Genomic DNA, 24,256 nt, shown 5'->3' with positions numbered 1-24,256 from the left:
GGGTGGTCCTTTCGGTTGCCTTCAAGATGGCAGTTCGGATCGCATGCGTAAGGAGTGTTTCACGGTCGTCTCGGGATTGTGAGGCGCCTGCGCGGTCGGTCAGCATCCCGGGGCGGCCGAGTTTCAGATTTGTCCCGTGACAGCCTTCCCGTCATTCTGCGCGGAATCGTTGATGGGCTGGGAGCGCTGTGCAATGGTGGGCGCATAGTCGTCAAATAATAACAGTCGCATGTCCACAAATTCCTTCATGGCCAAGTCGGTCATCCTTGTGAGTGCCCTTGTAGGTGGGGTCGTCGGCTTGTTTGAACTCAGCGACAGGCTCATGGTCGCGACCGAAGAGGATGGCGAGGTCACCACCCAGTCAATCACGGGCGCTCTGGACAACAGTCAGACGGGCGCCACGGGGGGCGAGAGCGGCGGGGGGCAAGCGGCATCCGTTGAAACACACGACGCGCCCACGCGCAGCGTTCTGGAGCGCGAGTTGGCCACGCGGATCGAACAGCAGCTACAGAGATACGACTGCGCCGGTGTCGCGGTGGAGCAGGTCACGGCAACGGCGCTTGTGGTGCCTGACGAAGAGACGACCCACGGTTTCGAGGGCCATACGCTGGAAGCTGCGGTGGTTCTGGCCGGGTCCGATGGGCCGGAGCGAATGCGTCTGGTCGGATCGGGAAAGGGCCCGACGGGAGCAATCGGCGCCACCGACATGGCCCTGCGCGGCTTTGAGGAGCAGGTGACGCAGACCGGAATTTTCAAGGCGAATTGCAAAGGGGAGTGAACATGGGGTTGAGAAAAGCGGTGATTGCCTGCCTTCTGTCGGGCCTGACCGGGATGGCGGGGCTAGCGGGGACTGCGGAGGCGGCCTCCTCCGTGGACGAAAGTCTGGATGAGATCGCGGGCCAGATCGTGGAGCGGACGCGCACGGACGGAACGGCGACCATCGGCATTTCGACCTTTACGCACAGTGACGGCACCTGTTCCGATCTGTCCAATTACGTGAGCGAGTTCGTGGTGGACAGCCTGTTCAATGCGGGCGAGGGCAAGATCGACATCATCGAGCGGTCGCAGCTGAGCGCGATTTTCCGGGAGATGGAGTTGGTGTTCGACGGGACCATCGCACCAGATGCCGCGAAGCGGTTGGGCGAGATCGAGGGGGTCGACGCGCTGGTGACCGGCTCGCTGATACAGTTCGGCGAACAGGTGAAGGTGCAGGCGCGGATGATCGGCACGCAGGACGGCCGGCTGTTCGCCACGGCCCGGTCGGAGTTTCCCAGCGTGGGCAGTGTGGCCGAGATGATGGCGACGCGCAGTCGGAGCGCCTGTGGCTTTGCCGAGGCAAGCGGCGGGGAGGCGGCGACCACGCAGGTCGTCGTGGTCGACAGCGGGAGTGGACAGGCAAGCGTGCAACAGCAAAGCTTGGCGGAACCGTCACGCAGATATTCGTCGGATGTGTACGAGGCTGAGGTGTCGAGCTTGATTTATTCGAAATCCAAGGGCGAGGCGACCTTTGCGATGCGGTTCAAGAATACGACCGAGAACACCATCGCCTTGTCGTATCTTCCGAACTCGATCTCGATCGCGGACGGGCAGGGCGGGTTCATGGAACCCAAGGGAAACTGGTCGGGCCTGCGAACCTGCTATGGCGAGGGCTATCTGCAATACTGTAATTCGAGCGATCCCAAATATGCGACGGTCTTGCCGCCGGGGAAGGTGGCGCAGCTGAACTTTCAGGTGGTTGGAGACAAGGACATCGAGACGCCGCGCTTTACCCTGGCGCTGGAACTCGTGGTGACGCCGAACGTGGAGGAAAAGGAAGCCTACGCGGTGCAGTCTCTGGGCTTTTACGACATGCCGCCGGACGGCTGAGCGTTCAAGTCTCGCCCATCAGCGCGGCGTCGAATGGATATCGCGTGAGGTTCTCGTAGCCGTCTTCGGTGATCAGCACCTGGTCTTCGAGCTTGATCGAGAAATCGCCGCCAACCTCGCCCACCAACGCCTCGACACAGAGGGTCATGCCGGGTTCCAGCGGATAGTCGAAGGCGCCGGGCACGGCCTGGTCGGGATAGGCGACGAGGGGCCATTCGTCGCAAAGGCCGACGCCGTGCATGAGGCAGCCATATTTCTGCGCCCGGTATCGGTCGTCAAGCACGTGGGTGCCGGCGGTGAGTTCGGGGATCGTGACGCCGGGTTTGAGCATTTCCATGTTGGTCATGATGTGCTCATGCGCGTGCTGCATGGCGTAGATCATGTCGGGGCGCGGTTTGGCGTCACCGATCCACCAGCTGCGCGAGATGTCGACGCAGATGCCGTAGCTGCCGACGAGATCGGTGTCGAACGAGATGATCTCGTTCATCTGGGTGATGCGCGGGCCGCATTCCTGGAACCACGGGTTGGAGCGGGGGCCTGAGGCGAGCAGGCGGGTTTCGATCCATTCGCCGCCGCGGCGGATGTTCTCGGCGTGCAGGACCGACCAGATATCGTCTTCGCTGGTGCTGCCCAAGGGCACGTTGAGGCGCGCGAAGCGCTCCATTTCGGTCACCGCGACCTCGCAGGCGTGGGAGGCGCAGCGCATGGCGAGGATCTCGTCGGGGCCTTTGACGGCGCGGCACTTTTCCGTCAGTTCCTCGCCTTCCATGATCTCGAAGCCCTGAGCCTCGAGCGCGCGGAGGCCGTGGAGCATGATCTTGTCCAGCGCGAGGCGTTTGTTCCCCGGGGCGTGCTCGGCCAAGAGCGCGCGCACTTCGTTCGAGAAGGTATCGGCGGCCACGTCCACCTTGTCGCCGCGATCGAAGTAGAACAGATCGGCGCCGGAGCGTTGTTCGCGCACCAGCGGGTTGAACGTGCTGAGGAACGGTGAGTTCTTGTAGTCCCACATCACCATGTAGCCGTCAGCGCAGACCAGCAGGGCGCGGAACGGGTTGTGTGTGTTCCAGAGCTGCATGTTCGTCGAGTCGGTGGCGTAGCGGATGTTCAGCGGATCGAAGACCAGCAGCCCGGCATAATCACGGTCCTGGACGAAGCGGGTCAGGCGTTCCCAGCGGTAGCGGCGCATGGCTTGCAGATCGGGGAGTTGAAGATCTGCCGCCTCCCACTCGCGGAAGGCCAGTTGGGTCGGGCCGATCTCGATCCGGTCGGCGTCGTTGGGGGTGTTGTCGCCCAGAACGGGCCCTCGGGTGGGGTCGATCTTGCGTGTGTCGCGGAAATGGATGTTCATCGTCGGGCTCTTCGAGTCTGGTTCAAGATTGGGCGCCCAAGCCGCGATTTGCTCGACGGAATGCGACATCGGGAATGTCGGAACTGCGCCGGCGCGTCACAAAGGTTTTGCGAAACCGTCACGATCTTTTTGGAAGAGCAGGGATACTCCCGGGCGATGAAAACACGTCATGGGAGATCGAGAATGATCCGTTTCACATTCGCCGCGTTGCCTATTGCCATTGCCGGGTTGGCGACGCCGCTGGCCGCCGAAGAGGTCGGGTACGGGCCGCGCCCGGGCTACCTGATCGACCGGATGGCCGAAGGACCGTTGAAGGAAAAGCTGGCCTCGTGCACGGGCCAGACGCCGGCGCGGTCGGATTTTTCTATCGGACACCGGGGGGCGCCGCTGTTGTTCCCGGAACATACGGTTGAATCCAACAAGGCGGCGGCGCGGATGGGTGCGGGCATCCTGGAGTGCGACGTGACCTTCACCAAGGATCATGAACTGGTCTGCCGCCACGCGCAGAACGATCTGCATACGACGACCGATATCCTGGCGTCGGACCTGGCGGGGACTTGCGTGACCCCGTTCAGCCCCGCCGATGGCGAGACGGACGCGACGGCGGAATGCCGGGCCTCGGAAGTCACGCTGGCCGAGTTTCGCACGCTGACCGGCAAGATGGATGCGGCGGACACGTCGGCCACGACGGTCGAGGGGTACATGGACGGCACCGCCAGTTGGCGCACCGATCTTTACGCGGTCGCGGGCGGAACGCTGATGACCCATGCCGAGTCGATCGCGCTGTTCCGAGACCTGGGCGCGAAATTCACGCCCGAGCTGAAGAGCCCGGCGGTGGAGATGCCGCATGACGGGTTCAGCCAGGAGGATTATGCGCAGAAGATGATCGACGAGTACAAGGCGGCGGGCGTGCCGGCCTCGGACGTTTGGCCGCAAAGTTTCAACCTGGACGATGTGCTTTACTGGATCGAGAACGAGCCGGAGTTCGGTGCGCAGGCGGTGTACCTGGACGGCCGGTATGACATGGAGGGGTTCGACTACATGGACCCGGCGACGTTCGAGCCGTCGATGCAGGAACTGGCGGATCAGGGCGTCAATTACATCGCGCCGCCGATGTGGATGCTGGTGACGCTGGAGGGCGACGAGATCGTGCCGTCTCCCTATGCCACGGCGGCCAGCGAGGCCGGGCTGAACATCATCACCTGGACGCTGGAACGCTCTGGCCCGCTGACCGGCGGTGGCGGTTGGTACTTCCAGTCGGTGGCGGACACGATCGACACCGATGCGGATTATTTCACCATGCTGCAGGCGCTGCATGACAAGGTCGGCGTGGTCGGTGTGTTCAGCGACTGGCCCGCGACGGTGACCTATTACGCGAATTGCATGGGGCTGGACTGAGCCACGCCAGAGCCGCCCGGTGCGTGTGCGTCGGGCGGGTTTTCTTTGAGTATTTTGGAACGATGAAAGGCGCGGTCAGGTGCTGCGGACCGTATCGATCATCAGTTGCACGTTGTCGGGGTCGGCGTCGGGCGTGATGCCGTGCCCGAGGTTGAAGATGTGCGGGCCGCCGCGGAACGCCTCGACCACTTGGCGCGTCTCGCGCACCAGGGCGTCGCCGCCGGTGACCATGTGCGACGAGGCGAGGTTGCCCTGCACGCAGCCGTCCTTTTGCACGTGTTCCGCGGCCCATTCGGGGCTGACCGAATTGTCGATAGCCACGCAATCGGCGCCGGTCTTTTCATGGAAACCGATATAGCCGTCACCGGCCTCGCGCGGGAAAGCGATGACCGGGATGCCGGGGTGCTTTTCCTTGAGCGCGGAGATGATGCGCTTGGTCGGCGCCACGGCGAAATCTTCGAAGTCCTGGCCCTTGAGCGATCCGGCCCAACTGTCGAAGACCTTGACCACCTCGGCGCCGGCGTCGATCTGGGCCGACAGGTAATGGATCGTGGCCTCGGTGATGCGCTGCATCAGCGCCTCGAACAGGGGGCGGTTTTCGGATTTGAGCGCGTGGGCGGGGCCCTGGTCGGGCGTGCCGCGGCCGGCGATCATGTAGGTGGCGACGGTCCAGGGCGCGCCGGCGAAGCCGATGAGCGTGGTCTCGGGCGGCAGGGCGCCGGAGAGATTGCGGACGGTCTGGTAGATCGGGTTGAGCGTCTCGTGCACCTCTTCCGCTGGGCCGAGCTTGTCGAAATCGGCCTGCTGGGTGACGGTCGACAGGCGTGGGCCCTCGCCGGTGACGAACCACAGATCGGCGCCGAGGGCCTGTGGGACCAAGAGGATATCGGCAAAAAGGATCGCCCCGTCAAAGCCGTAGCGGCGGATCGGTTGCAGCGTGACCTCGGTTGCGAGGTCGGGGTTGTAGCAGAGCGACAGGAAATCCCCAGCCTGTTCGCGCGTCGCGCGATACTCGGGTAGATACCGCCCGGCCTGGCGCATCATCCAGATCGGCGGCGTTGCCTGCGTCTCGCCGGCGAGGGCCTTGAGGATGGTTTTTTGTGACGCCATGTCCGGTCTCCCTTTTGCGAGTTTGGTCCCCTTTGAGCCTTGGAAAGTCAACCAAAACTTGTCAGCCCAGATTTACACGTCTAGACCGTCTGCATGACTGTGACCATGCCCACCCCCGCCGCGCCGTTGAAGATCGGTACACGAGGTTCCCCGCTTGCGCTGGCGCAGGCGAACGAGACGCGCGACCGTCTGGCCGACGCCTTTGACCTGCCGCACGAGGCGTTCCAGATCGTCGTCATCAAGACAACCGGCGACCGGGTGATCGACCGGCCGCTGAAAGAGATCGGCGGCAAGGGGTTGTTCACCCGCGAGATCGAGGAGGCGATGCTGTCGGGCGAGATCGACCTCGCGGTTCACTCGATGAAGGACATGCCTGTGTTGCAGCCCGAGGGGCTGATGCTGGACACCTACCTGCCGCGCGAGGATGTGCGCGATGCGTTCGTGTCGCCGCGCTACGAGGGGCTGGCGGGGCTGCCCGAGGGCGCCAAGGTGGGCACGTCGAGCCTGCGGCGCAAGGCGCAGGTGCTGGTGAAATTTCCGCATCTTGAGGTGGTGGAGTTTCGCGGTAACGTTCAGACAAGATTGAAGAAACTGGATGACGGCGTGGCGGAATGCACGTTTCTCGCCATGGCCGGGCTGAACCGTCTTGGGCAGCCCGAGGTGGCGGTAGGTGCGGTGGATACCGAGGACATGCTGCCCGCCGTGGCGCAGGGGGCCATCGGGATCGAGCGGCGTGCGGATGACAGCCGCGCGGCCGAGATGCTGGCGGCGATCCATGACGTCGAGACGGGCAAGCGGCTGGCGGCGGAACGGGCCTTTCTGGCGACGTTGGACGGTTCCTGCGAGACGCCGATTGCCGGGCTGGCGGAGTTGCAGGGCGACAGGATCCGGCTGCGCGGCGAAGTGCTGCGGCCCGATGGCAGCGAGAGCCTCAGCGACGAGGGCGAGGCGCCGGTCGAGGACGGGGCCAAGCTGGGCGACGCGCTGGCGCGCGGATTGCTGGAGCGCGCGGGGCCGGGATTTTTCGACTGGCGCGAGTAAAAAGTTTAACGGCCTTGTTTGGCTGATTTGGGACGTCGGTATCGCGTCGGTATCCGGGTGGTATCGCGGCGGTGGGGGCGTCGGCAGATCGGGTCGTTAATGCGGCGTGCGGTGGTAAGCGTGGGTTGTCACCCACCCTACGTGCAGGATTGACGGAACTCGGGACGCGGGGCATCGTCGATGGATGCGGATCGAGGACAAGACCGACACCACCCTGACCCTGGTGGATGACCAGAAGGACAAGAAGCTGGGCCTGACGCTGGCTGGCGTGTTCGTGGCCGGCATGAGCCTCTTCATGGCGTGGGAGGGGTTTCCCGAGTTGCTGTTGCCGGGAGCGGTGCTGATCGTCGGGATGGTGGTCTACTGGAAGCGCAGCAAGATGCGGTCTGTGCTGGTCTTCGACCGGGCGGCGGACCGGGTGCACCTGACGGTGACGGACCGCAAGGGGGCCGAGGAATGGGAATGGCGGTTGAGCGACGTCGAAACCGCCGTGATCGGCACGGTGGGCGCCCATGGCACGGATAGCGGGATCGGCCGGCCACATTTGCTCTTGAAGGATGGGACCTACGTGCCGATGCGGCCCTATCACGCGGCGGGCAGTCAGAGCTGGCACGCGGTGGCGGCCTTGAAGCTGTTCCTGGGGCAAAAGCTGGAGGATGCGCCGGTGGGGTGGTTGCCGCCGGATGAGTTCGACCGGCTCTTCGGGGACGAGATGGCGCGGCTTTACAAGAAGTAGCGGGCGTCGCGGCGCGTGGGGTTTCACCCACCCTACGCGGGTAGCGGTGGGCAGTCCCTTCGCGTCAAGAGGTCCTGGGTCAGGCCCGGGACGGCTTCACGTCTCGGAGGCGCGGGTGAGGGACAGGCGGGCGGTTTCCAGGTGTTCCTTCATGATGGTCGCGGCGCGTTCGGGTTCGCGGGCGCGCAGGGCCTCGAGAATCTGGCGGTGTTGCCGGTTGTAGGTGTTGATGGTCGGCTCATCCAGCGTCAGGCGGCGCATGCGGGTCCAGTCGTCCTGGCCGCGGACGCTGCCGATCTGGGTAAGGATCCACACCAGGAGACCGTTGCGGGTGCTGTCGGCGATGGCGCGGTGAAACTGCGTATCGGCCTCGGAAAACGCGGCGGGGTCGTCGACGCTGGCCTCCATCTGCTCGCAGAGCTCTTCCATCCGGTCGAAATCGGCGTGGCGGCCGTGCAGGACCGACAGGCGGCAGCTGTGCGGCTCGAGCGCGAATCGGGCATCCATCAATTCCAGGGGGGTAGCGTTGTCGATGGCGCTGGCCGCGGCTGTCTCGGTCTTGTGCATGACATAGGTGCCGCTGCCTGGCCGGATCTCGACAAAACCTTCGGATTCCAATTGCATGAGCGCCTTGCGCACGGTGCCGCGGGCGGCGCCGTATGTCTCGGACAGCACCCGTTCGGGTGGCAGGCGGTCATGCTGTTGCAGCGTGCCCTTGGATATTTCGCGCCGGATGAGGCCGGCGATATCCGCCGCGCCCATTCTTTGTGCGTCGCTCACTGTGATTCCTCCGTTAACTGGACCAATTATATACCATATAGCGGCTATTTCCAGCAGAATCTGCATGTTTGGATCAAATTCGGTTGACTTTTGGATTGAGCCTCGGAATCGTGAAGGTGCTGGGCGGCATCGCGATGCCTGCTCATGCCACCTAAAATACCAGCCGCTTCTTGGGTCCAGACACAAGCAAGGCGGCGCAACATCAGGGAGCTAAACCGTGGCTGAAATGGATCTTGAGAAATTTGTCGAGGCCCCCGGGCGCGACGAGAAAATCAAAGAAGTCCGCAAGATGATCGATGCGAAAGGCATCGAGTACCTTTATCTGCAATTCGTGTCGGTGACCGGCAAGATCATGGGCAAGGGCATTCCTGCCGATCACTGGGAAACCGTCGCGAAGAAGGGCTTTCAGCTGGTCTATGGCGCCACGGTGAACCTGTTCACCAACCGCGCGGGCGAGTACCTGGGCTATGGCCCGGAAGCGGCCGAGCTGGTGGGCATTCCGGAACCTGAAACCTTCATGCAGTTGCCCTGGGCGCCGACGATCGGCCGCTTCTACTGCACGCTGTTCCGCAACCGCGAGGAAAAGGAAAATCCGGGTGGGTTCCTGACCAGCGATTGCCGGGGCAACCTGCGCCGGATGCACGAAGACTTCAAAAAGAAGCATGGCCGGAGCCTGCGGATCGGGACCGAACCCGAGATGATGTGGCTGAAGTTCGACGAGAACGGCAAGCCGCGCGACGGCTATTCCAAGCCCTATTGCTATCACATCGACCAGTTCGAAAGCCTGCGCCCGGTGTCGATGCAGGTGATCAAGTATGCCCGCATGATGGGGCTGGACATGATCCAGGGCGACCACGAGGACGCGCCCGGCCAGCTGGAGCTGAACTGGATGTTCGACGACGTGCTGCGCAACGCGGACCGTCTGACCACGTACCGCCAGATCTGTGCGCAGGTGGCGCGCGAAAACGGCATTTTCGCCTGCTTCATGACGAAGCCGTTCATGGGCGTGTCGGCGAGCGGCTGTCACCACAACATGAGCCTGTGGCGCGGCGGCGAGGACGAGTTCGTCAAGTGCGGCAACGATCCCAAGGATCTGCCGGGGATGAAAGAGAACTACATGTACGTCAAGGGCGGCGACAACACGTTCATGCCCGATGACGACGATCCGCAGATGCCCGGCAAGGAAGGCCTCGAGGCGATCGGCGGCGTGGTGCATCACCTGCAGGCGCTGACCGCGGTGGGCTGTTCGACGGTGAACTCTTACCGTCGTCTGTGGGACACGGGTTTCTGGGCGCCGGTCTTTGCCGACTGGGGGTTCCAGAACCGCACCACGGGCCTGCGCGTTTCGGCGCCGGGGCGGTTCGAGTACCGCTCGGTCGACAGCATGGTGAACCCGTACCTGATGGGCACGACCCTGCTGGCGGCGATGGACGACGGTATCGACAACAAGCTGGACCCGGGCGAGCCCGAAGAGCGCAACATCTACGCCGCGATCGAGGCCGGCAAGCAGGTGAAGAAGCTGCCGATGTCGCTTGGCGAGGCGCTGGACTTCCTCAAGAAGGACGAAGTGGTGCAGCGCGGGATGCCCGGCGAGATGTACCGCCTGTTCGACGAGTACAAGCACGATGAATATGCCCGGTTCATGTCCACCGTGACGGATTGGGACAAGGACACGTACATGGAATGCCTGCCCTGAGGCATCCCATGCGTCTGGCGGCGGGTTGAGGAGCCCGCCGCCGCTCTAACGACTATGCAACCCAGAGGAGGCGTTTCCAGATGTGTGGAATTGCTGGACTAATCTACAAGGGCAAGAGCAGCGACGTGGGGTCGGAGATGACCTCGATGCTGCTGGCGCTCAAGCACCGTGGGCCGGACAGCACCGGCTACGCGGTATACGGTGAACCGACCGAGGGCGATTACATCATGCGCCTGAAGGTGGCCGAGGCCGAGGACATGGAAAAGGGCCGTGGCGTTCACAAGGTGATCGAGGACCGTATCGCCTATGTCGAACAGGTGATGGAAGAGCATGGCGCCAAGATCAAGTCCAAGGAAGCGCCCTTGGAATACGCGCTGCGCTACGTGTTCAGCGGGGCCGACAATGTCGGCGAGATGGCCGAGCATATCGAGGAAACCGATGGGATCGAGATCCTGTCGATGGGCAACGGCCTGGAGCTGATCAAGGATCTGGGCGATGCGTCGGTGGTGTCGAAGGCGTACGGCCTCAACGATTTCAAGGGCACGCATGCCATCGGGCATACGCGGATGGCCACGGAATCGGACGTCGACATCAAGTCGGCACACCCCTACTGGGCGTTTCCCTATAACGACGTGAGCGTGGTGCATAACGGCCAGATCACCAACTACTGGATCATGCGCCGCGAGATGGAGCGCAAGGGCCACCGGTTCATGTCGAACTGCGACAGCGAACTGCTGGCGGTCTATACCGCGCACAACCTGGCCAACGGCATCACGCTGGAAGAGTCCCTGCGCAAGTCGATCGAGGAGATCGACGGGGTGTTCACCTATCTTGTGGCCACCAAGGATCAGCTGGGCATGGCGAAGGACACGATGGCGGCGAAACCGCTGGTTCTTTACGAATCCGACGACCTGATCGCCATGGCGAGCGAAGAGGTGGCGATCCGCGCGATCCTTCCGCAGGAAATCGACACGACAGATCCCTATGATGAGGAGGTCCGGGTATGGCAAGCGTAAGCGACGCAGAACTGAAGAAGATGACCCAGGAAGAGCGGGTGACCGCGCTGGGCATGCGGACCGAACAGCTGACGGGCAAGTCGCTTTACGTCGAGTTCGACCCGGATGCCGAGGAGCGTTTCACCTATCCGTGGGCGCCCGACGTGGACTTCAACAAGCGGACCGAGATCGACTGTGACGGCAAGACCGTGACGGAAGTGAACTCGAACATCCGCGAGTTGATGAAGGAAGGTTACGGCACGATCGTGCTGCAGAACCCGCGGGGCATGCACAGCCTTGGCGTGGGGATCCTGAGCAAGCTGAACCTGATCATCGAAGGCTCGACCGGGTACTTTTCCGTCGGCCTGATCGACGGGCCGAACGTGCGCATCAGCGGACGTGTGGGCTGGTCCTGTGGCGAGAACATGATGTCCGGGACGATCATGATCGAGAAGAACGCAGGCTCGACCTTTGGCGCGGCCATCCGGGGCGGCGACCTTGTGTGCCGGGGCTCGGTGGGCTCGCGCACGGGGATCGACCAGAAGGGCGGCACGATCATCGTCGGTGGCGATACCGGCGCGCTGAGTGGCTTCATGATGCAAAGGGGCCGGATGGTGGTCTGCGGCAACGCGGGCAAGAACCTGGGCGACTCGATGTATGACGGCACGATCTACGTGGGCGGCGACATCAAGAGCCTGGGCGTGGATGCTGTCGAGGCGGAGTTGACCGAGCTCGACAAGAAGTGGCTGACACGGAAGCTGACGCAATACGGCCTGATGCCCGACAAGGGGGTGGATCACTTCACCAAGGTCGTCGCCGGCAAGATGCTGTGGAACTACGACAACCTCGAGCCGTCCGAGAAGAAACTGATTTTGTAATGGTGGGGTGAAACCCCACCCTACGCCGGACGTGTAGGGTGGGTTTGCAACCCACCTCACCATGCACGAAGGAGACAATCATGGCTGATGGTGATCTGCCGCAGAAAAAACAGCTGGACCGCGATGTAAACCGCATCGGTGACAGCTTCATCTTCCCGCCGCGTGTGATGGATGACATCCACATCAAGTCCGAGCTTGGCCGGTACCGGATGCGGGGGTTCTCGCTGTTCAAGAAAATCCCGCACTGGGATGACCTGACCTTTTTGCCCGGCACGCTGACGCGGTTCGTGATCGAAGGGTATCGCGAGAAATGCGAGACCAAGACAGTGATCGGTCCGCGCGCCAAGGTGCCGCTGGAGCTGGATATCCCGGTCTATATCACGGGCATGTCGTTCGGCGCATTGTCCTACGAGGCGAAGACCGCGCTGGCGCGGGGCGCCACGATGGCGGGCACGGCGACCTGTTCGGGCGAGGGGGGCATGATCCCCGACGAGCGGCGCTATAGCTCGAAGTGGTTCTACCAGTGCATCCAGTCGCGCTATGGCTTCAACCCCAACCACCTTGTTCTGGCCGATGGCTGTGAATTCTTCATCGGGCAGGGCTGCAAGGTGGGTCTGGGCGGGCACCTGATGGGTCAGAAAGTGACCGACCAGGTGGCCGAGATGCGGTCGCTGCCCGCGGGGATCGACCAACGCTCGCCGGCGCGGCACCCCGACTGGCTGGGTCCGGACGACCTGGCGCTGAAGATCCAGGAGATCCGCGAGGCGACCGACTGGCAGATCCCGATCCAGCTGAAGCTGGGGGCCTCCCGCGTGTTCGACGACGTGCGGATGGCGGTGAAGTGCGACCCGGATTCGATCTATATCGACGGGATGGAAGGTGGCACGGGCGCGGGCCCGCACCTGGCCACGGAAGATACCGGTGTGCCGGGCATGGCGGCGATCCGTCAGGCGCGGAAAGCCATCGACAGCCTTGGCAAGCGCGGCGAGATCAGCCTGGTCTACGCGGGCGGGATCCGGAACGGCGCGGACGTGGCCAAGGCCATCGCGCTGGGCGCGGATGCCATCGCGATCGGTCACTCGGCCATGATGGCGCTGAACTGCAACAAGGACATCCCCGAGGCCAATTATCCCGAGGAAATCGGGGCCGAGCCGGGCTATTGCTATCACTGTCACACGGGGCGCTGCCCGGTGGGCGTGGCGACGCAGGATCCCAAGCTGCGCGAGCGGCTGGACCCGGACGAGGCGGCGGAGCGCGTGTACAACTTCCTGCACACGCTGACCATCGAGGCGCAGTTGTTCGCACGGGCGTGCGGCAAGACCTACCTGCACTCGCTGGAGCCGGAGGACCTGGCCGCGTTGACGATGGAGGCCTCGGCCATGGCGGGGGTTCCGCTGGCAGGCACCGGCCATACGGTTGGCGTCGAGGATTATCACCATTTCTAAACGGTGGGTTGGAAACCCACCCTACGTGTACGGCGTAGGGTGGGGTTTCACCCCACCTCCCGATAAGGAGGGAAAACAATGGCTGGAACACAATATCGCGGCTCGGAGATTACCGATGTCGACCAGTTCCTGAAGGACAAGGACGGGCTCGGCTCGGAGCGGGAAAAGGAAATCGGCCAGCATATCGGCTATCGCTATGACGTGAACCTTGTGCCGGATTATGACCGGATCACGCCGTTCCTGGAAAAGTACATCGAGACCATGGGCTGGGACGACCTCAACTGGCTGGAAGACGTGCACATGGGTTACGAGGAAGGCTCGCCGGCGGTGTTCGACCGCAACAACAATGGCTGGGTGCGGGTGCCCGACACGATCGAGCTGCCCGACAACCAGCAGGACCGGGACATGATCGCGCGGGAACTCCTGATCAAGTTCCAGATGTCGGACCGGCACCCTTTGGTGAACCTGCGCAAGGCCTATATGAAGTTCTGAAGGAACTTTGAAAGGACCAGACATGACGCGCCCGATCAACATCGCCAGCCTGCAGACACGGCCCATGCCCGATTTCGCATCGGCCTGGGCGGAGGCGCGGCCTCTGGCCGGACAGGCGGCGGCCGACGGGGCGCAGGTTCTTTTCCTGCCGGAATATTGCGGTGGGTTGAAAACGGAGGGTGCGGCTGTGGCGGCGCCCTCTGCCCCGGAGGACGAGCATCCGTTCCTGCGCGAGGCGCAGGCCTTTGCGCGGGCGGCGGGGGTGTGGATGAACCTCGGCTCCATCGCCGTCGATGGCCCGGATGGGCGGATCATCAATCGCGGGATCATGCTGGACGATTCCGGCGTGATCCGCGGACGGTATGACAAGATCCACATGTTCGACATCCAGCTGAGCGAAACGGAAGTCTATCGCGAAAGCGAGCGGGTGGCGCCGGGCAGTCGCGCGGTCATTCACGACACGCCGTTCGGGCGGATCGGGCACACGATCTGTTACGATCTGCGGTTTCCGATGCTGTGGCGCGGGCTGGCGCAGGCCGGGGCGGAGATGCTGATCTGTCCTGCGGCCTTTACGAAAAAAACTGGCGAGGCACATTGGCATGTGCTGAACCGGGCGCGGGCGATCGAGACTACGCGGTTCGTGGTGTCGCCGTGTGCCATCGGTCCGGTGCCGGGTGGGGGCGAATGTTTCGGTCATTCGCTGATCGTCGGACCCTGGGGCGAGGTGCTGGCCGAGGGCGGCACGGAGCCGGGCGTGGTGCAGGCGGAGATCGACCTGGATGACGTCGAGACGGCCGCGGGCCGGGTGCCGAGCCTGACGAGTGACCGGGAGTTCGACATGGAAACGCCAGACCCCGAGAGGAACGTGGCATGACATCTTTGGCGGCCCAACTGGGGCAAAGCTATTCCGACAACCCGCTGCGGCTGGGGTTCCTGAAGTGGCAGTGCCATGTGCGGCAGCTGGCGATGCGCAACAATGACGGGCGGCCGGATGATGCGATCATGCCGGAAGTCACGCCGGAGGGGCATGATCAGCCGATGGGCGTTGTGATCACGCTGTTGAACAAGGCGCCGGGGTATTCGGTGACGCCCGAGTTGCAGCACATGGCAGCCAAGACCAACGACCCGGCGCAGCGGCGGCAGACCGCGCTGCAATTCCTGTCGGCGACCTATTACCAGAAGGCCAAGGAATTTTCCGATATCCTGACTGCGACCTTCCCGCCGGGCAGTGAAGGCGCCAGGGCGCTGCACGAGGCGGGCCATGCGACATTGCGCTTCGCGGCTTACGGGCAGGAGTTCGAGCTGGCTTGCAAGGTCTGGCGGTTGGCGCCGCACAACCTGCTGCACCAGTCGACGATGGCGCATAACGTCCTGTTCAACCCGGCCCTGCCGCCGGCGACCGAGGTTCTGGGGTTCGAGCCCGACTGGGACGCGAGCCGGGCCGATCCGCCGGTGGGCGCACGGCGCTGATCCAGTCAGGTTGAGCGCGTTTCACGCGCGCAGGTTTGTCTCGGCCTTGTGGCCTCGGGGGGCGTGAGGGCGGCGTGACGCGCTGTGCCTGACGGTACGCGTATGGCCGGCGGGGGCCTGCGGCGCGAGTATTTTGGCAAGAAAAAGATAGGCTTGGGGCAATCGGTCGGGCGATGTCGAATTGAATCGACGTATGAATACGAAATGTATACAATATGTATTCAGCAAGGAGATTCGTTTTGACCGCCGACAAGAAGACCCAGTGCCTGGAAGACCTGCGGATGCGCATACTGACGCAGGATATCGCGCCGGGCAGCGACCTGGACGAGGCGACGCTGTGCGAGCGGTATGCCATGTCGCGCACGCCGATGCGGGAGATCCTGCAGCGGCTGGGCGGTGAGGGGTATGTGGACCTCACGCAGAATCGCGGAGCCAAGGTGGCGTCGATGGACCTGCCGGTATTGCGGACGTTCTTTCAGACCGCGCCGATGATCTATGCCAACGTGGCGCGGCTGGCGGCGGAGAACCGACGCGAAGACGAGATCGACGGGTTGAAGGAGATCCAGGACTCGTTTCGCCGGGCCACCCAAAGCGGCGACGCGGCGAAGGCGGCGTTGCAGAACCACCGCTTTCACCTGGCGATGGGGGAGATGGCGCACAATCCCTACCTGCTGCCCAGCCTGAAGCGCATGCTGATCGACCATACGCGGCTGAGCCAGACATTCTATCGCCCCGCATCGGCGGACGAGTCGCTGCGGGTGGTGAAGGCCTGCGACCACCATGACGCGATGATCGTGGCCATCGAGCGGCAGGAGCCGGGCCTGATGGTGGATCTGACGATCGAGCACTGGAACCTGTCGCGCGACCGGCTGGAGCGGTTCGTGAGCCCGGATCCGTTGCCGATTGACGTTTTGCCGATGAAGGATCGTGAAGATGCAGTTTGAGGGGATCTGGACGCCCATCGTGACGCCCTATCGTGAGGATTTCACGGTGGACGAGGGCGCGTTGGGCGACGTGGTGGAGCAGTTGATCGCGGGCGGCGTGGCCGGGATCATCAGTGCGGGGACCACGGGCGAATATTACGCGCAGAGCTTTGAAGAGCGGGCGTGGCTGGCGGACAAGACGCATGAGCTGATCCGTGGCCGTTTGCCGCTGGTCGTGGGCACGGGCGCGTTGCGCACCGAGGACAGCATCGAATTCGCGAAGATGGCGAAGGACGTGGGCGCGGATGCGATCCTGGTGGCGACGCCGCCCTATTCGGTGCCGACGGGGCGCGAGATCGCGCTGCATGCGCTGGCGATCGACCGGGCGGTGGATATGCCGGTGATGCTGTACAATTACCCGGGCCGGATGGGCGTGAACATGGACGAGGAGACCTTGGATCGCCTGGGCCGCTCGGCCAATTTCTGCGGCATCAAGGAGAGCAGCGGCGACATCAACCGGCTGCACCTGATCGCGCGGGACTATCCGCATCTGGGCCTTCTCTGCGGGATGGATGACCAGGCGCTGGAGTTCTTTGCCTGGGGCGCGAAGGGCTGGGTTTGCGCCGGGTCGAATTTCGCGCCCGAGGCGCATGTGGCGCTGTACCGGGCCTGCGTGGTGGAGGGGGATTTCACCAAGGGGCGGGCGATCATGTCGGCGATGATGCCGCTGATGCGGGTGCTGGAGCAGGGCGGCAAGTTCATCCAGTGCATCAAGCATGGCGTGACGATGCGGGGCATTCCGGCGGGGCCGCCGCGCAAGCCGCTGTTGTCGCTGAACAAGGATGACAAGCGTAGCCTCGAAGAGGTGATCCGCACGATGAACACGGCCATTGCCGCGATCGAAGGGGGCAAGAAATGAGCGAGCTTCTGACACGGGACGAGTATGGCGCGATTGCCGCCGAGATCGATCTGCCCAAGGCGCCCTTTGTCGATGGCAAGTTCCGCAAGGGATCGGGGCCGGTGATGGAGACGGTGAACCCCGCGACGGGGAAGGTCCTGACGAAGATCTCGACCGCCAATGCGAAGGACGTGGATTTCGCCGTGGAAAAGGCGCGGGAGGCGTTTGAGCGCGGCGAGTGGTCAAAGGCGCATCCGGGCGCGCGGAAGGACGTGTTGATCCGGTTGTGCAAACTGATCACGCGGCGGCGGCATGAATTCGCGGTGATGGAGAGCCTGGATAGCGGCAAGCCCATCCGCGATTGTGAGGCCGTGGACATTCCCGAGGTCATTCACACGATCAAGTGGCATGCCGAGCTGATCGACAAGATCTATGACCAGGTGGGGCCGTCGGGCGACGATGCGCTGAGCCTGATCGTGCGGGAGCCGCTGGGCGTGGTGGCCTGCGTGTTGCCGTGGAACTTTCCTCTGCTGATGATGGCGTGGAAGATCGGGCCGGCGCTGGCCGCCGGAAACTCGGTGATCGTGAAGCCCGCCGAGCAGACCTCGCTGACCGCGTTGCGGCTGGCGGAGGTGGCGCATATGGCGGGCGTGCCGCGCGGCGTGTTGCAGGTGCTGCCGGGGGATGGGCCGAGCGTGGGCGAGCCCTTGGGGCTGCATATGGGCGTGGACATGGTGAGCTTTACCGGCTCGACCGAGATCGGCAAGCGGTTCCTGCGCTATGCGGCGGACAGCAACATGAAGAAGGTCACGCTGGAATGCGGGGGCAAGAACCCCGCTGTTGTCCTGGAGGATGCCGAGAACCTCGATCACGTGGCCGAGCACGTGGTGAACGCGGCGTTCTGGAACATGGGTGAGAACTGTTCGGCGGCCAGCCGGGTGATCGTGCACAAGGCCGTCAAGGCACCGCTGATGGAGCGGATCGTGGCGCGGATGCGCGACTGGAAGACCGGCGATCCGTTGGACCCGGCGAACCATCTGGGCGCGCTGGTGGATGCCGAGCATTGCAAGAAGGTGGCCGGCTATCTCAAAGGCAAGGCGGTGGCCGGGGGCGGCAAGCCAAAGGGCAATTTCATCGAGCCGACGGTTTACGAGGTGAAGAAGGACGACAAGCGGGCAAAGGAGGAGATCTTTGGCCCGGTCCTGTCGGTGATCGAGGTGGCGAGCGAGGCCGAGGCGATCGAATTGGCCAATGACACGGCGTATGGGCTGGCGGCGTCCGTCTTTACCGGGAACGTGCGCCGCGCGATCCGGGCGGCGCGGGAGATCCGGGCGGGGACGGTGACGGTGAACTGCTACGGCGAGGGGGACATCGCCACGCCCTTTGGTGGGTACAAGCAGTCAGGCTTTGGCGGGCGGGACAATGGCGTGCATGCGCATGACCAGTTCACCGAGGTGAAAACGATCTGGGTCGATCTGAGCGATCCCAAGGATGGGGACAACGTCGGGTAGGGTGGGTGTGAACCCACCAGCGCAGCAACGGTGGGTTGGCACCCACCCTACGAGGAATAACGCGATGGATGAGGTTATGGAAAAGAAGTCCGCAAGGCGGGGGCGCGGGGCACGCACGGCGCAGCGCGCGATGCGGGACGTGAAGATGTTGCCCAGCCTGAAGCGGGGGCTGCCGCTGACCGAGCCGATGAGTGCGGAAGAGATCGAGCGGATTGACGCTGCGAGCATGGATATCCTCGAAAACGTGGGCGTGGTGTTCCGCGATGAGATCGCGATTGCCGACTGGAAGCGGGTCGGCGCGGAGGTGCGCGACGGCGACCGGGTGCATCTGGACCGGGGGCTGGTGCGGGAGTTGATCAAGTCGATCCCCGAGACGTTCACCTATCACGCGCGGAACCCGGCGCATAACCTGCCCTTCGGCAAGGATCATGCGATTTTCGTGCCGATGACGGGCGCGCCGTTCCTCCGGGATCTGGACGACGTGCGGCGGAACCCGACGCTGGACGACCTGGCGAACTTCCACAAGCTGGCGCAGATGTCGCCCGCGCTGCATTCCAGCGCGCATCATATCGTGGAGCCTTATGACCACCCGATCAGCCAGCGGCATTTGCGGATCACCTATTCGTCGATGAAGCATTCGGACAAGACGTTCATGGGGATGACGACCAGCCCCAAGAACGCCGAGGACGTGATGGAGATGTGTGCGATCCTGTTCGGAGAAGACTTCCTTGAGGATCATCCGGTGGCGACGGGGAACTGCAACGGCAACAGCCCGCTTGTGTGGGACGAGACGATGCTGGGCGCGATGCGGGCGTTCTGCCGTCGCAACCAGCCGGTGCTGTGCAGCCCGTTCGTGCTGGGCGGGGCCAATACGCCGGCGTCCGTGGCACCGGCGGTGGCGCAGTTGAATGCCGAGGCGCTGAGCGCGCTGGCCTATACACAGGTCATTCGCAAGGGGGCGCCGGCGATCTATGGGCATTACCTGTCGACGGTCAGCATGAAGTCGGGCGCGCCGATGGCGGGGACGCCGGAGATCAGTCTTATGAACATGATGATCGGGCAGATGGCGCGGTTTTATGGCGTGCCGTGGCGGTCCTCGACCAACTTGGGTGGGGCCAAGACGCTGGACGCGCAGGCGGGGTACGAGAGTGCCACGACCCTGATGGCGTTGCAGATGGCGGGGACGAATTACATGTGGCACGCGGCAGGTTGGAACGAAGCCGGGATGCATTGTTCGATGGCGAAGTTCGTGATCGACGCCGAGCAATGCGCGATGGCCTACCGGATGGCCGAGGGCATCCGCTGGGACGATTTCGACGAGGCTGTGGCAGCCGTGGGCGATATCGGGCCGGGGGGGCATTACCTTGGCCATCCCCATACGCTGGCGAATTTCCAGCGGGCGTTCTTCATGCCGGATCTGTTCGACAACAACTCGATCGAGCAGTGGCAGGCCGAGGGCGCCGTGGAGGCCAATGCACGGGCGCAGGCCTATGCGCGCAAGATGCTGAACGAGTACGAAGAGCCGAAGCTGGACGAGGGAGTGAACGAGGCGCTGCTGGCGTATATTGCAAAGCGGGAAGGCGAGATCCCGGCGGCGGATGCGCTGAACCAGGAGTATTGAGAACGCGCCGCGGCGCGGGGAGTGATGCACATGGGCAACCTGCCGTATCTGGACCTGAAAGACCCGAAGTTTTCGACCCGGGGGGCGGAGGTCGTCGCGGCGCGCAAGGCCCATTGGTGCGCCGAGACGCCCTTTGGCCTGGCGGTGCTGCGGTATCGGCAGGTGGGCAAGATCCTGCGCGACCGGCGGTTTCGACAGGGCAGCCATAACTGGCCGGATACGGTCGGGATCGAAGGGCGGTTCGCGGATTTCTGGCGGGATTCGGTGATCGGGCGCGAGGGGGAGGCGCATCAGAAGCTGCGCGCGCTGGCGGTGCCGGCGCTGAGCGAGGAGTATGTGCTGTCATTGGTGCCCGCGTTTGACGAGATCGCGCGGGATTTGTGCGCGGATCTGCGCGAGAAGAGCGCCTGCGAGTTTCAATCGGCGTTTTGCGAGCCCTTCGCGGGGCAGGCGATCACGACGCTGCTGGGGATGGAGCGCGAGGCGTGGCCGCTGGTGGCGCATAATGCCGCGGATCTGGGGCTGGCGATGGGGATCGAGGCCCCGAAATACCAGGAGCGGTTCAACGCGGCCTGCGAGACGCTGTTTCAACTGGCCGATCAACTGGTGGTCAAGGTGCGGCGCGGCGAGGATAGCGAGAGTTACGTCGCGCGCATGGTGGCGGAGTTCGACCGCAACGGGGACTGCACGCATGAGGAATTGCTGAATACCATCGTGATTTCGATCTTCGGCGGTGTGGATACGACGCGGGCGTTGCTGGGGCTTGGCCTGTCACTGTTCATCGAGAACCCCGGGCAGTGGCAGATGCTGCGCGAGGACGAGAGCCTGATCCCGAACGCGGTGGAAGAGTTCATCCGCGCGCGGCCGACGACCACCTGGTCCACGCGCGAGGCGGTCGAGGACGTCGAGATGGACGGGATGATGATCCCCAAGGGCACGGTGCTGAACCTGCTGGTCCATGCGTCGGCGCGGGATCCGGAGATTTGCGAGGACCCGGGCTTTGACATCACGGTCAAGCGCAAGCGGCATTTCGGGTTCGGCGGCGGGGCGCATCACTGCATCGGGCATTTCGTGGCGCGGACGGACACGGGATGCGCACTGGATGCGTTGCGGCAGACTTTTCGGACGGTGGACTATGACGGCGCGCCGGAATGGCTGCCGGATAGCGGCAATACCGGAGCGTTGAGGTTGCCCGTTCGTTACGAGGTCGCGTGATGCGATTCGACGGCAAGGTCGCGCTGGTCACGGGGGCCGCAGGCGGCATCGGGGCTGCGCTGGTGCGGGCGCTCCGGGCGGAGGGCGCACGACTTGCGGTGAGTGACCGCGACAGTTCTGCCGTCGAGGCGGAGGCGCATCTGGATGGCGACCTTTTGGATGGTGCCTTCTGCGATGCATTGCCCGGGCGGGTCGAGAATGCCTTGGGCGGTCTGGACTTGGTGTTCAACAATGCCGGCGTCATCACGCGCGGCGATATCACCACGACGCGCGATGACGACTGGCGCCTGACCATTGGGGTGAACGTGGAGGCGCCGTTTCGGATTTGCCGGGCGGCGATCCCGATCCTGGCCGCGCGGGGCGGCGGGGCGATCGTGAACACGTCTTCCTGTTGGGGTTTGCGGCCGGGACCGAACCATCCGGTCTACGTGACGAGCAAGGCGGCGATTGCCAGCCTGACGCAATGCCTGGGCCGGGATCATGCGCATCAGGGAATACGCGTGAACGCGGTCTGCCCCAACGAGGTGGACACACCGATGCTGCGCACGGGCTTTGCGGCACGCGGGCTGGACCCGGAGCAGGCGATCAAAGACCTGAACGCGAGCGTGCCTGTGGGGCATATCGCAAGCCCGGAAGAGATCGTGGACGTGATGCTGTTCCTGGCGTCGGACGCGGCGCGGTACATGTGCGGGGCGCTGGTCGAAGTGAATGGTGGAAAGGCCGTGATATGAGCAGGTTCGAAGGCAAGGTCGCGCTGGTAACCGGCGGGTCGAGCGGCATGGGCGCGGCCACTGCGGCGATCCTGGCCGAGGGCGGCGCGCGGGTGTTCTGTGCGCAGCGCGGCGGGTCGGCGCACGAGGATATCGCGGCGGATTTCAGCGATGACTCCGTGCCCGAGCGAGTGATGGCGGCGGTTGCCCAGAAGGCAGGTACGCTCGACATCCTGGTGAACAATGCCGGGATGATGCGCGAGGGCACGGTCGAGGAAACGTCGAAGGCGGACTGGGATATCCAGTTGCATATGAACCTGACGGTGCCGTTTCTGCTGATCCGTCACGGAATGGCGATGCTGCGCGAGGGCGGTGGCGCCATCGTCAATCTCGGCTCGGTCGAGGGGCTTGGAGCGAACCCGCGGCACCCGGCCTATTGTGCATCGAAGGCGGGTTTGCACGGGTTGACACGGTCCGTGGCGGTGGACCACGGCAAGGATGGCGTGCGCTGCAACGCGGTGGCGCCGGGGTGGATCGACACGCCGCTGAACGAGGATTTCATCGACAGCATGCCGGACCCGGCGGCGTTTCGCGCCGGGATCGCGGGGATACACCCGGTGCGGCGGACGGGCAAACCCGAGGAAGTGGCGCAATTGATCTGCTGGCTGGCAAGCGACGAGGCGAGTTTCGTGACGGGACAGGTCTGGACCATTGACGGCGGCCGGATGGCCCAGTTGAGCCTGCCATGAAGGTGCGCCAGTTGCCCTGTGATCCGGGTGTGACCGGGTGGAACGCGATCCTGCCCGAAGCAGAGCCGGCGAAGCCGCTGGAAGGGGCGATGACGGCAGATTGGCTGGTGATCGGCGGCGGGTTCGCGGGGCTGGCGGCCGTGCGGCGGTTGAGCCAGCTGCACCCCGAGGCAAAGATCGTCCTTTTGGAAGCCAAGCGGATCGGGGAAGGGCCGGCGGGCCGCAACTCGGGCTTCATGATCGATTTGCCGCATGACCTGTCATCGAAGGATTATGGCGGGGCGCTGGAGAAGGACGTCAGGCAGACGCGGATGAACCGGACGGCCATCGGTTTCGCCGGAGAGATGGCGGAGGCCTTCGGGTTGGGCGCGGAGGCATGGCAGCAGACGGGAAAGACCAACGCGGCGGCGAGCGGGAAAGGGCATCGGCATAATCTTGATTATGCCGCGCATCTTGAGGCGATGGGCGAGGCGCATGAGTTGATGGATGCTGGCGCCATGCAGGACATGACCGGATCGGAGTATTATCGCAGCGGGCTCTATACGCCCGGCACGGCGATGATCCAGCCGGCGCTGTTCGTGCGCGGCGTGGCGCGGGGCCTGGTCAGCAACCGGGTGCGCATTTGCGAGGGGTCGCCGGTGACCGAACTGCGGCGCGACGGCGATTGGGTGGCCGTGACTCCGAAGGGCCGGGTGACGGCGCCGAAGGTGATCCTGGCGGTGAATGGTCATGCCGAGAGTTTCGGGCAGTTCAAGGGACGCCTGTTGCACCTGTTCCTGTATGCCTCGATGACGCGGCCGCTGACCAACGGCGAGAATGCCCGGCTTGGCGCGGAACGCTGGGGACTGACCCCGGCGGACCCGATGGGCAGCACGGTGCGCAAGATCAGCGGCACGGGCGGCACGCGGATCATCATGCGCAACCGTGTGACTTATGATCCGTCACTGAAGGTCTCCCAAGGGCGCGTGGCACGGATGAGCCGGTCGCATGACAGGGCCCTCGCGGCACGGTTTCCCCAGCTTGCGGGTGTCGAGATGGAGTATCGCTGGGGTGGGCGGCTGTGCCTGAGCTGGAACGGCGCGCCGGCGCTGGGTGAGGTGGAGGAGGGGCTGTTCTCGGCCTGTTGCCAGAACGGGCTTGGCACGGCGCGGGGCACGCTCCATGGGATGGCGATGGCGGAGCTGGCCTCGGGCGTCGAGAGCGATATCGTGGAGCATGTCATGGCGCAGGGGGAGCCGTCGCGCCTGCCGCCGTTGCCGTTCACCTATGTCGGGGCAAATGCCACGATGAAGTGGGGGGAATGGAAGGCGGGGGCGGAGCTGTAGCCCAAGATTATTCGTGCGAATAATCTTGGGCGAGAATTTTCGTACGAAA

The 24,256-nt window shown here is 64.0% G+C and carries 23 protein-coding genes; 20 read left to right on the top strand and 3 right to left on the bottom strand.

The genetic code is table 11. The features are described from left to right. Positions 1-229 precede the first annotated feature (229 nt). Positions 230-778: a hypothetical protein gene (locus RBB18_RS14955; protein ID WP_306111078.1), complete on the top strand. Its 549-nt coding sequence runs from the start codon at positions 230-232 to the stop codon at positions 776-778. 2 nt (positions 779-780) lie between these two features. After that, a complete protein-coding gene (locus RBB18_RS14950; protein WP_306111079.1) occupies positions 781-1,866 on the top strand; it encodes a FlgO family outer membrane protein in 1,086 nt (361 codons plus the stop codon). 4 nt (positions 1,867-1,870) lie between these two features. Here RBB18_RS14950 and dddP read toward each other — a convergent pair whose 3' ends face one another. After that, positions 1,871-3,214, bottom strand: coding sequence for a dimethylsulfonioproprionate lyase DddP (dddP, locus tag RBB18_RS14945; RefSeq protein WP_306111080.1), 1,344 nt, complete (start codon positions 3,212-3,214; stop codon positions 1,871-1,873). A 183-nt stretch (positions 3,215-3,397) separates the two neighbouring features. Between dddP and RBB18_RS14940 the strand changes: the two genes are divergently transcribed. Further along, positions 3,398-4,612 carry a glycerophosphodiester phosphodiesterase family protein gene (locus tag RBB18_RS14940; RefSeq protein WP_306111081.1) on the top strand — a complete coding sequence of 405 codons (1,215 nt, stop codon included), beginning with the start codon at positions 3,398-3,400 and terminating at the stop codon, positions 4,610-4,612. Between the two features lie 75 nt (positions 4,613-4,687). Here RBB18_RS14940 and hemE read toward each other — a convergent pair whose 3' ends face one another. After that, complete coding sequence (gene hemE / locus RBB18_RS14935; protein WP_306111082.1) at positions 4,688-5,722, bottom strand: uroporphyrinogen decarboxylase; 1,035 nt, start codon at positions 5,720-5,722, stop codon at positions 4,688-4,690. Positions 5,723-5,815: 93 nt separating this feature from the next. Between hemE and hemC the strand changes: the two genes are divergently transcribed. Together hemC and RBB18_RS14925 are read left to right on the top strand one after the other, a co-directional pair. Then, entirely contained in the window at positions 5,816-6,763 is a 948-nt protein-coding gene (hemC, locus tag RBB18_RS14930; RefSeq protein ID WP_103764717.1) for a hydroxymethylbilane synthase, read from the top strand. Positions 6,764-6,947: 184 nt separating this feature from the next. After that, the gene (locus tag RBB18_RS14925) at positions 6,948-7,499 is read left to right on the top strand and encodes a hypothetical protein (RefSeq protein ID WP_306111083.1); all 552 of its coding nucleotides are present in this window, start codon (positions 6,948-6,950) and stop codon (positions 7,497-7,499) included. A 96-nt stretch (positions 7,500-7,595) separates the two neighbouring features. On the opposite strand, the gene RBB18_RS14920 is transcribed toward RBB18_RS14925, so the two are convergent. Beyond that, the gene (locus RBB18_RS14920; protein WP_245890564.1) at positions 7,596-8,279 is read right to left on the bottom strand and encodes a FadR/GntR family transcriptional regulator; all 684 of its coding nucleotides are present in this window, start codon (positions 8,277-8,279) and stop codon (positions 7,596-7,598) included. Between the two features lie 226 nt (positions 8,280-8,505). On the opposite strand from RBB18_RS14920, the gene RBB18_RS14915 reads away from it, so the two are divergent. From RBB18_RS14915 to RBB18_RS14845, 15 genes are all read left to right on the top strand, one after another. Then, a complete protein-coding gene (locus RBB18_RS14915; RefSeq protein ID WP_170067267.1) occupies positions 8,506-9,975 on the top strand; it encodes a glutamine synthetase family protein in 1,470 nt (489 codons plus the stop codon). An 80-nt stretch (positions 9,976-10,055) separates the two neighbouring features. Further along, entirely contained in the window at positions 10,056-10,991 is a 936-nt protein-coding gene (locus RBB18_RS14910; protein WP_103764721.1) for a glutamine amidotransferase, read from the top strand. After that, positions 10,979-11,848, top strand: coding sequence for a GXGXG motif-containing protein (locus RBB18_RS14905; RefSeq protein ID WP_103764722.1), 870 nt, complete (start codon positions 10,979-10,981; stop codon positions 11,846-11,848). Before RBB18_RS14910 ends, RBB18_RS14905 begins: the two co-directional genes overlap by 13 nt. Before the next feature lie 80 nt (positions 11,849-11,928). After that, positions 11,929-13,293: an FMN-binding glutamate synthase family protein gene (locus tag RBB18_RS14900; RefSeq protein ID WP_103764723.1), complete on the top strand. Its 1,365-nt coding sequence runs from the start codon at positions 11,929-11,931 to the stop codon at positions 13,291-13,293. 78 nt (positions 13,294-13,371) lie between these two features. Further along, positions 13,372-13,785: a hypothetical protein gene (locus RBB18_RS14895; protein ID WP_103764724.1), complete on the top strand. Its 414-nt coding sequence runs from the start codon at positions 13,372-13,374 to the stop codon at positions 13,783-13,785. 22 nt (positions 13,786-13,807) lie between these two features. Continuing rightward, positions 13,808-14,659, top strand: a complete 852-nt coding sequence (locus tag RBB18_RS14890) for a nitrilase-related carbon-nitrogen hydrolase (RefSeq protein WP_306111084.1) — start codon at positions 13,808-13,810, stop codon at positions 14,657-14,659. Next, entirely contained in the window at positions 14,656-15,255 is a 600-nt protein-coding gene (locus RBB18_RS14885) for a hypothetical protein (protein ID WP_103764726.1), read from the top strand. Before RBB18_RS14890 ends, RBB18_RS14885 begins: the two co-directional genes overlap by 4 nt. A 239-nt stretch (positions 15,256-15,494) precedes the next feature. After that, positions 15,495-16,199: a GntR family transcriptional regulator gene (locus RBB18_RS14880; protein ID WP_306111085.1), complete on the top strand. Its 705-nt coding sequence runs from the start codon at positions 15,495-15,497 to the stop codon at positions 16,197-16,199. Beyond that, the gene (locus RBB18_RS14875) at positions 16,189-17,097 is read left to right on the top strand and encodes a dihydrodipicolinate synthase family protein (RefSeq protein WP_306111086.1); all 909 of its coding nucleotides are present in this window, start codon (positions 16,189-16,191) and stop codon (positions 17,095-17,097) included. Before RBB18_RS14880 ends, RBB18_RS14875 begins: the two co-directional genes overlap by 11 nt. Continuing rightward, the gene (locus tag RBB18_RS14870; protein WP_306111087.1) at positions 17,094-18,587 is read left to right on the top strand and encodes an aldehyde dehydrogenase; all 1,494 of its coding nucleotides are present in this window, start codon (positions 17,094-17,096) and stop codon (positions 18,585-18,587) included. Before RBB18_RS14875 ends, RBB18_RS14870 begins: the two co-directional genes overlap by 4 nt. Before the next feature lie 76 nt (positions 18,588-18,663). Continuing rightward, the gene (locus RBB18_RS14865; protein WP_306121255.1) at positions 18,664-20,208 is read left to right on the top strand and encodes a trimethylamine methyltransferase family protein; all 1,545 of its coding nucleotides are present in this window, start codon (positions 18,664-18,666) and stop codon (positions 20,206-20,208) included. Between the two features lie 30 nt (positions 20,209-20,238). Then, a complete protein-coding gene (locus RBB18_RS14860) occupies positions 20,239-21,423 on the top strand; it encodes a cytochrome P450 (RefSeq protein ID WP_274593946.1) in 1,185 nt (394 codons plus the stop codon). Beyond that, positions 21,423-22,154: an SDR family NAD(P)-dependent oxidoreductase gene (locus RBB18_RS14855; RefSeq protein WP_103764732.1), complete on the top strand. Its 732-nt coding sequence runs from the start codon at positions 21,423-21,425 to the stop codon at positions 22,152-22,154. Before RBB18_RS14860 ends, RBB18_RS14855 begins: the two co-directional genes overlap by 1 nt. Further along, entirely contained in the window at positions 22,151-22,882 is a 732-nt protein-coding gene (locus RBB18_RS14850) for an SDR family NAD(P)-dependent oxidoreductase (RefSeq protein ID WP_306111088.1), read from the top strand. Before RBB18_RS14855 ends, RBB18_RS14850 begins: the two co-directional genes overlap by 4 nt. Then, entirely contained in the window at positions 22,879-24,207 is a 1,329-nt protein-coding gene (locus tag RBB18_RS14845; protein WP_306111089.1) for an FAD-binding oxidoreductase, read from the top strand. The genes RBB18_RS14850 and RBB18_RS14845 overlap by 4 nt, the downstream gene beginning before the upstream one ends. Positions 24,208-24,256: the final 49 nt, after the last annotated feature.

Source organism: Roseovarius sp. MMSF_3298 (assembly GCF_030733705.1).
Taxonomy (GTDB): Bacteria; Pseudomonadota; Alphaproteobacteria; order Rhodobacterales; family Rhodobacteraceae; genus Roseovarius; species Roseovarius confluentis.
Note: the sequence above shows the minus strand (reverse complement) of the source record. Positions and strands in the feature narration are given on the sequence as shown.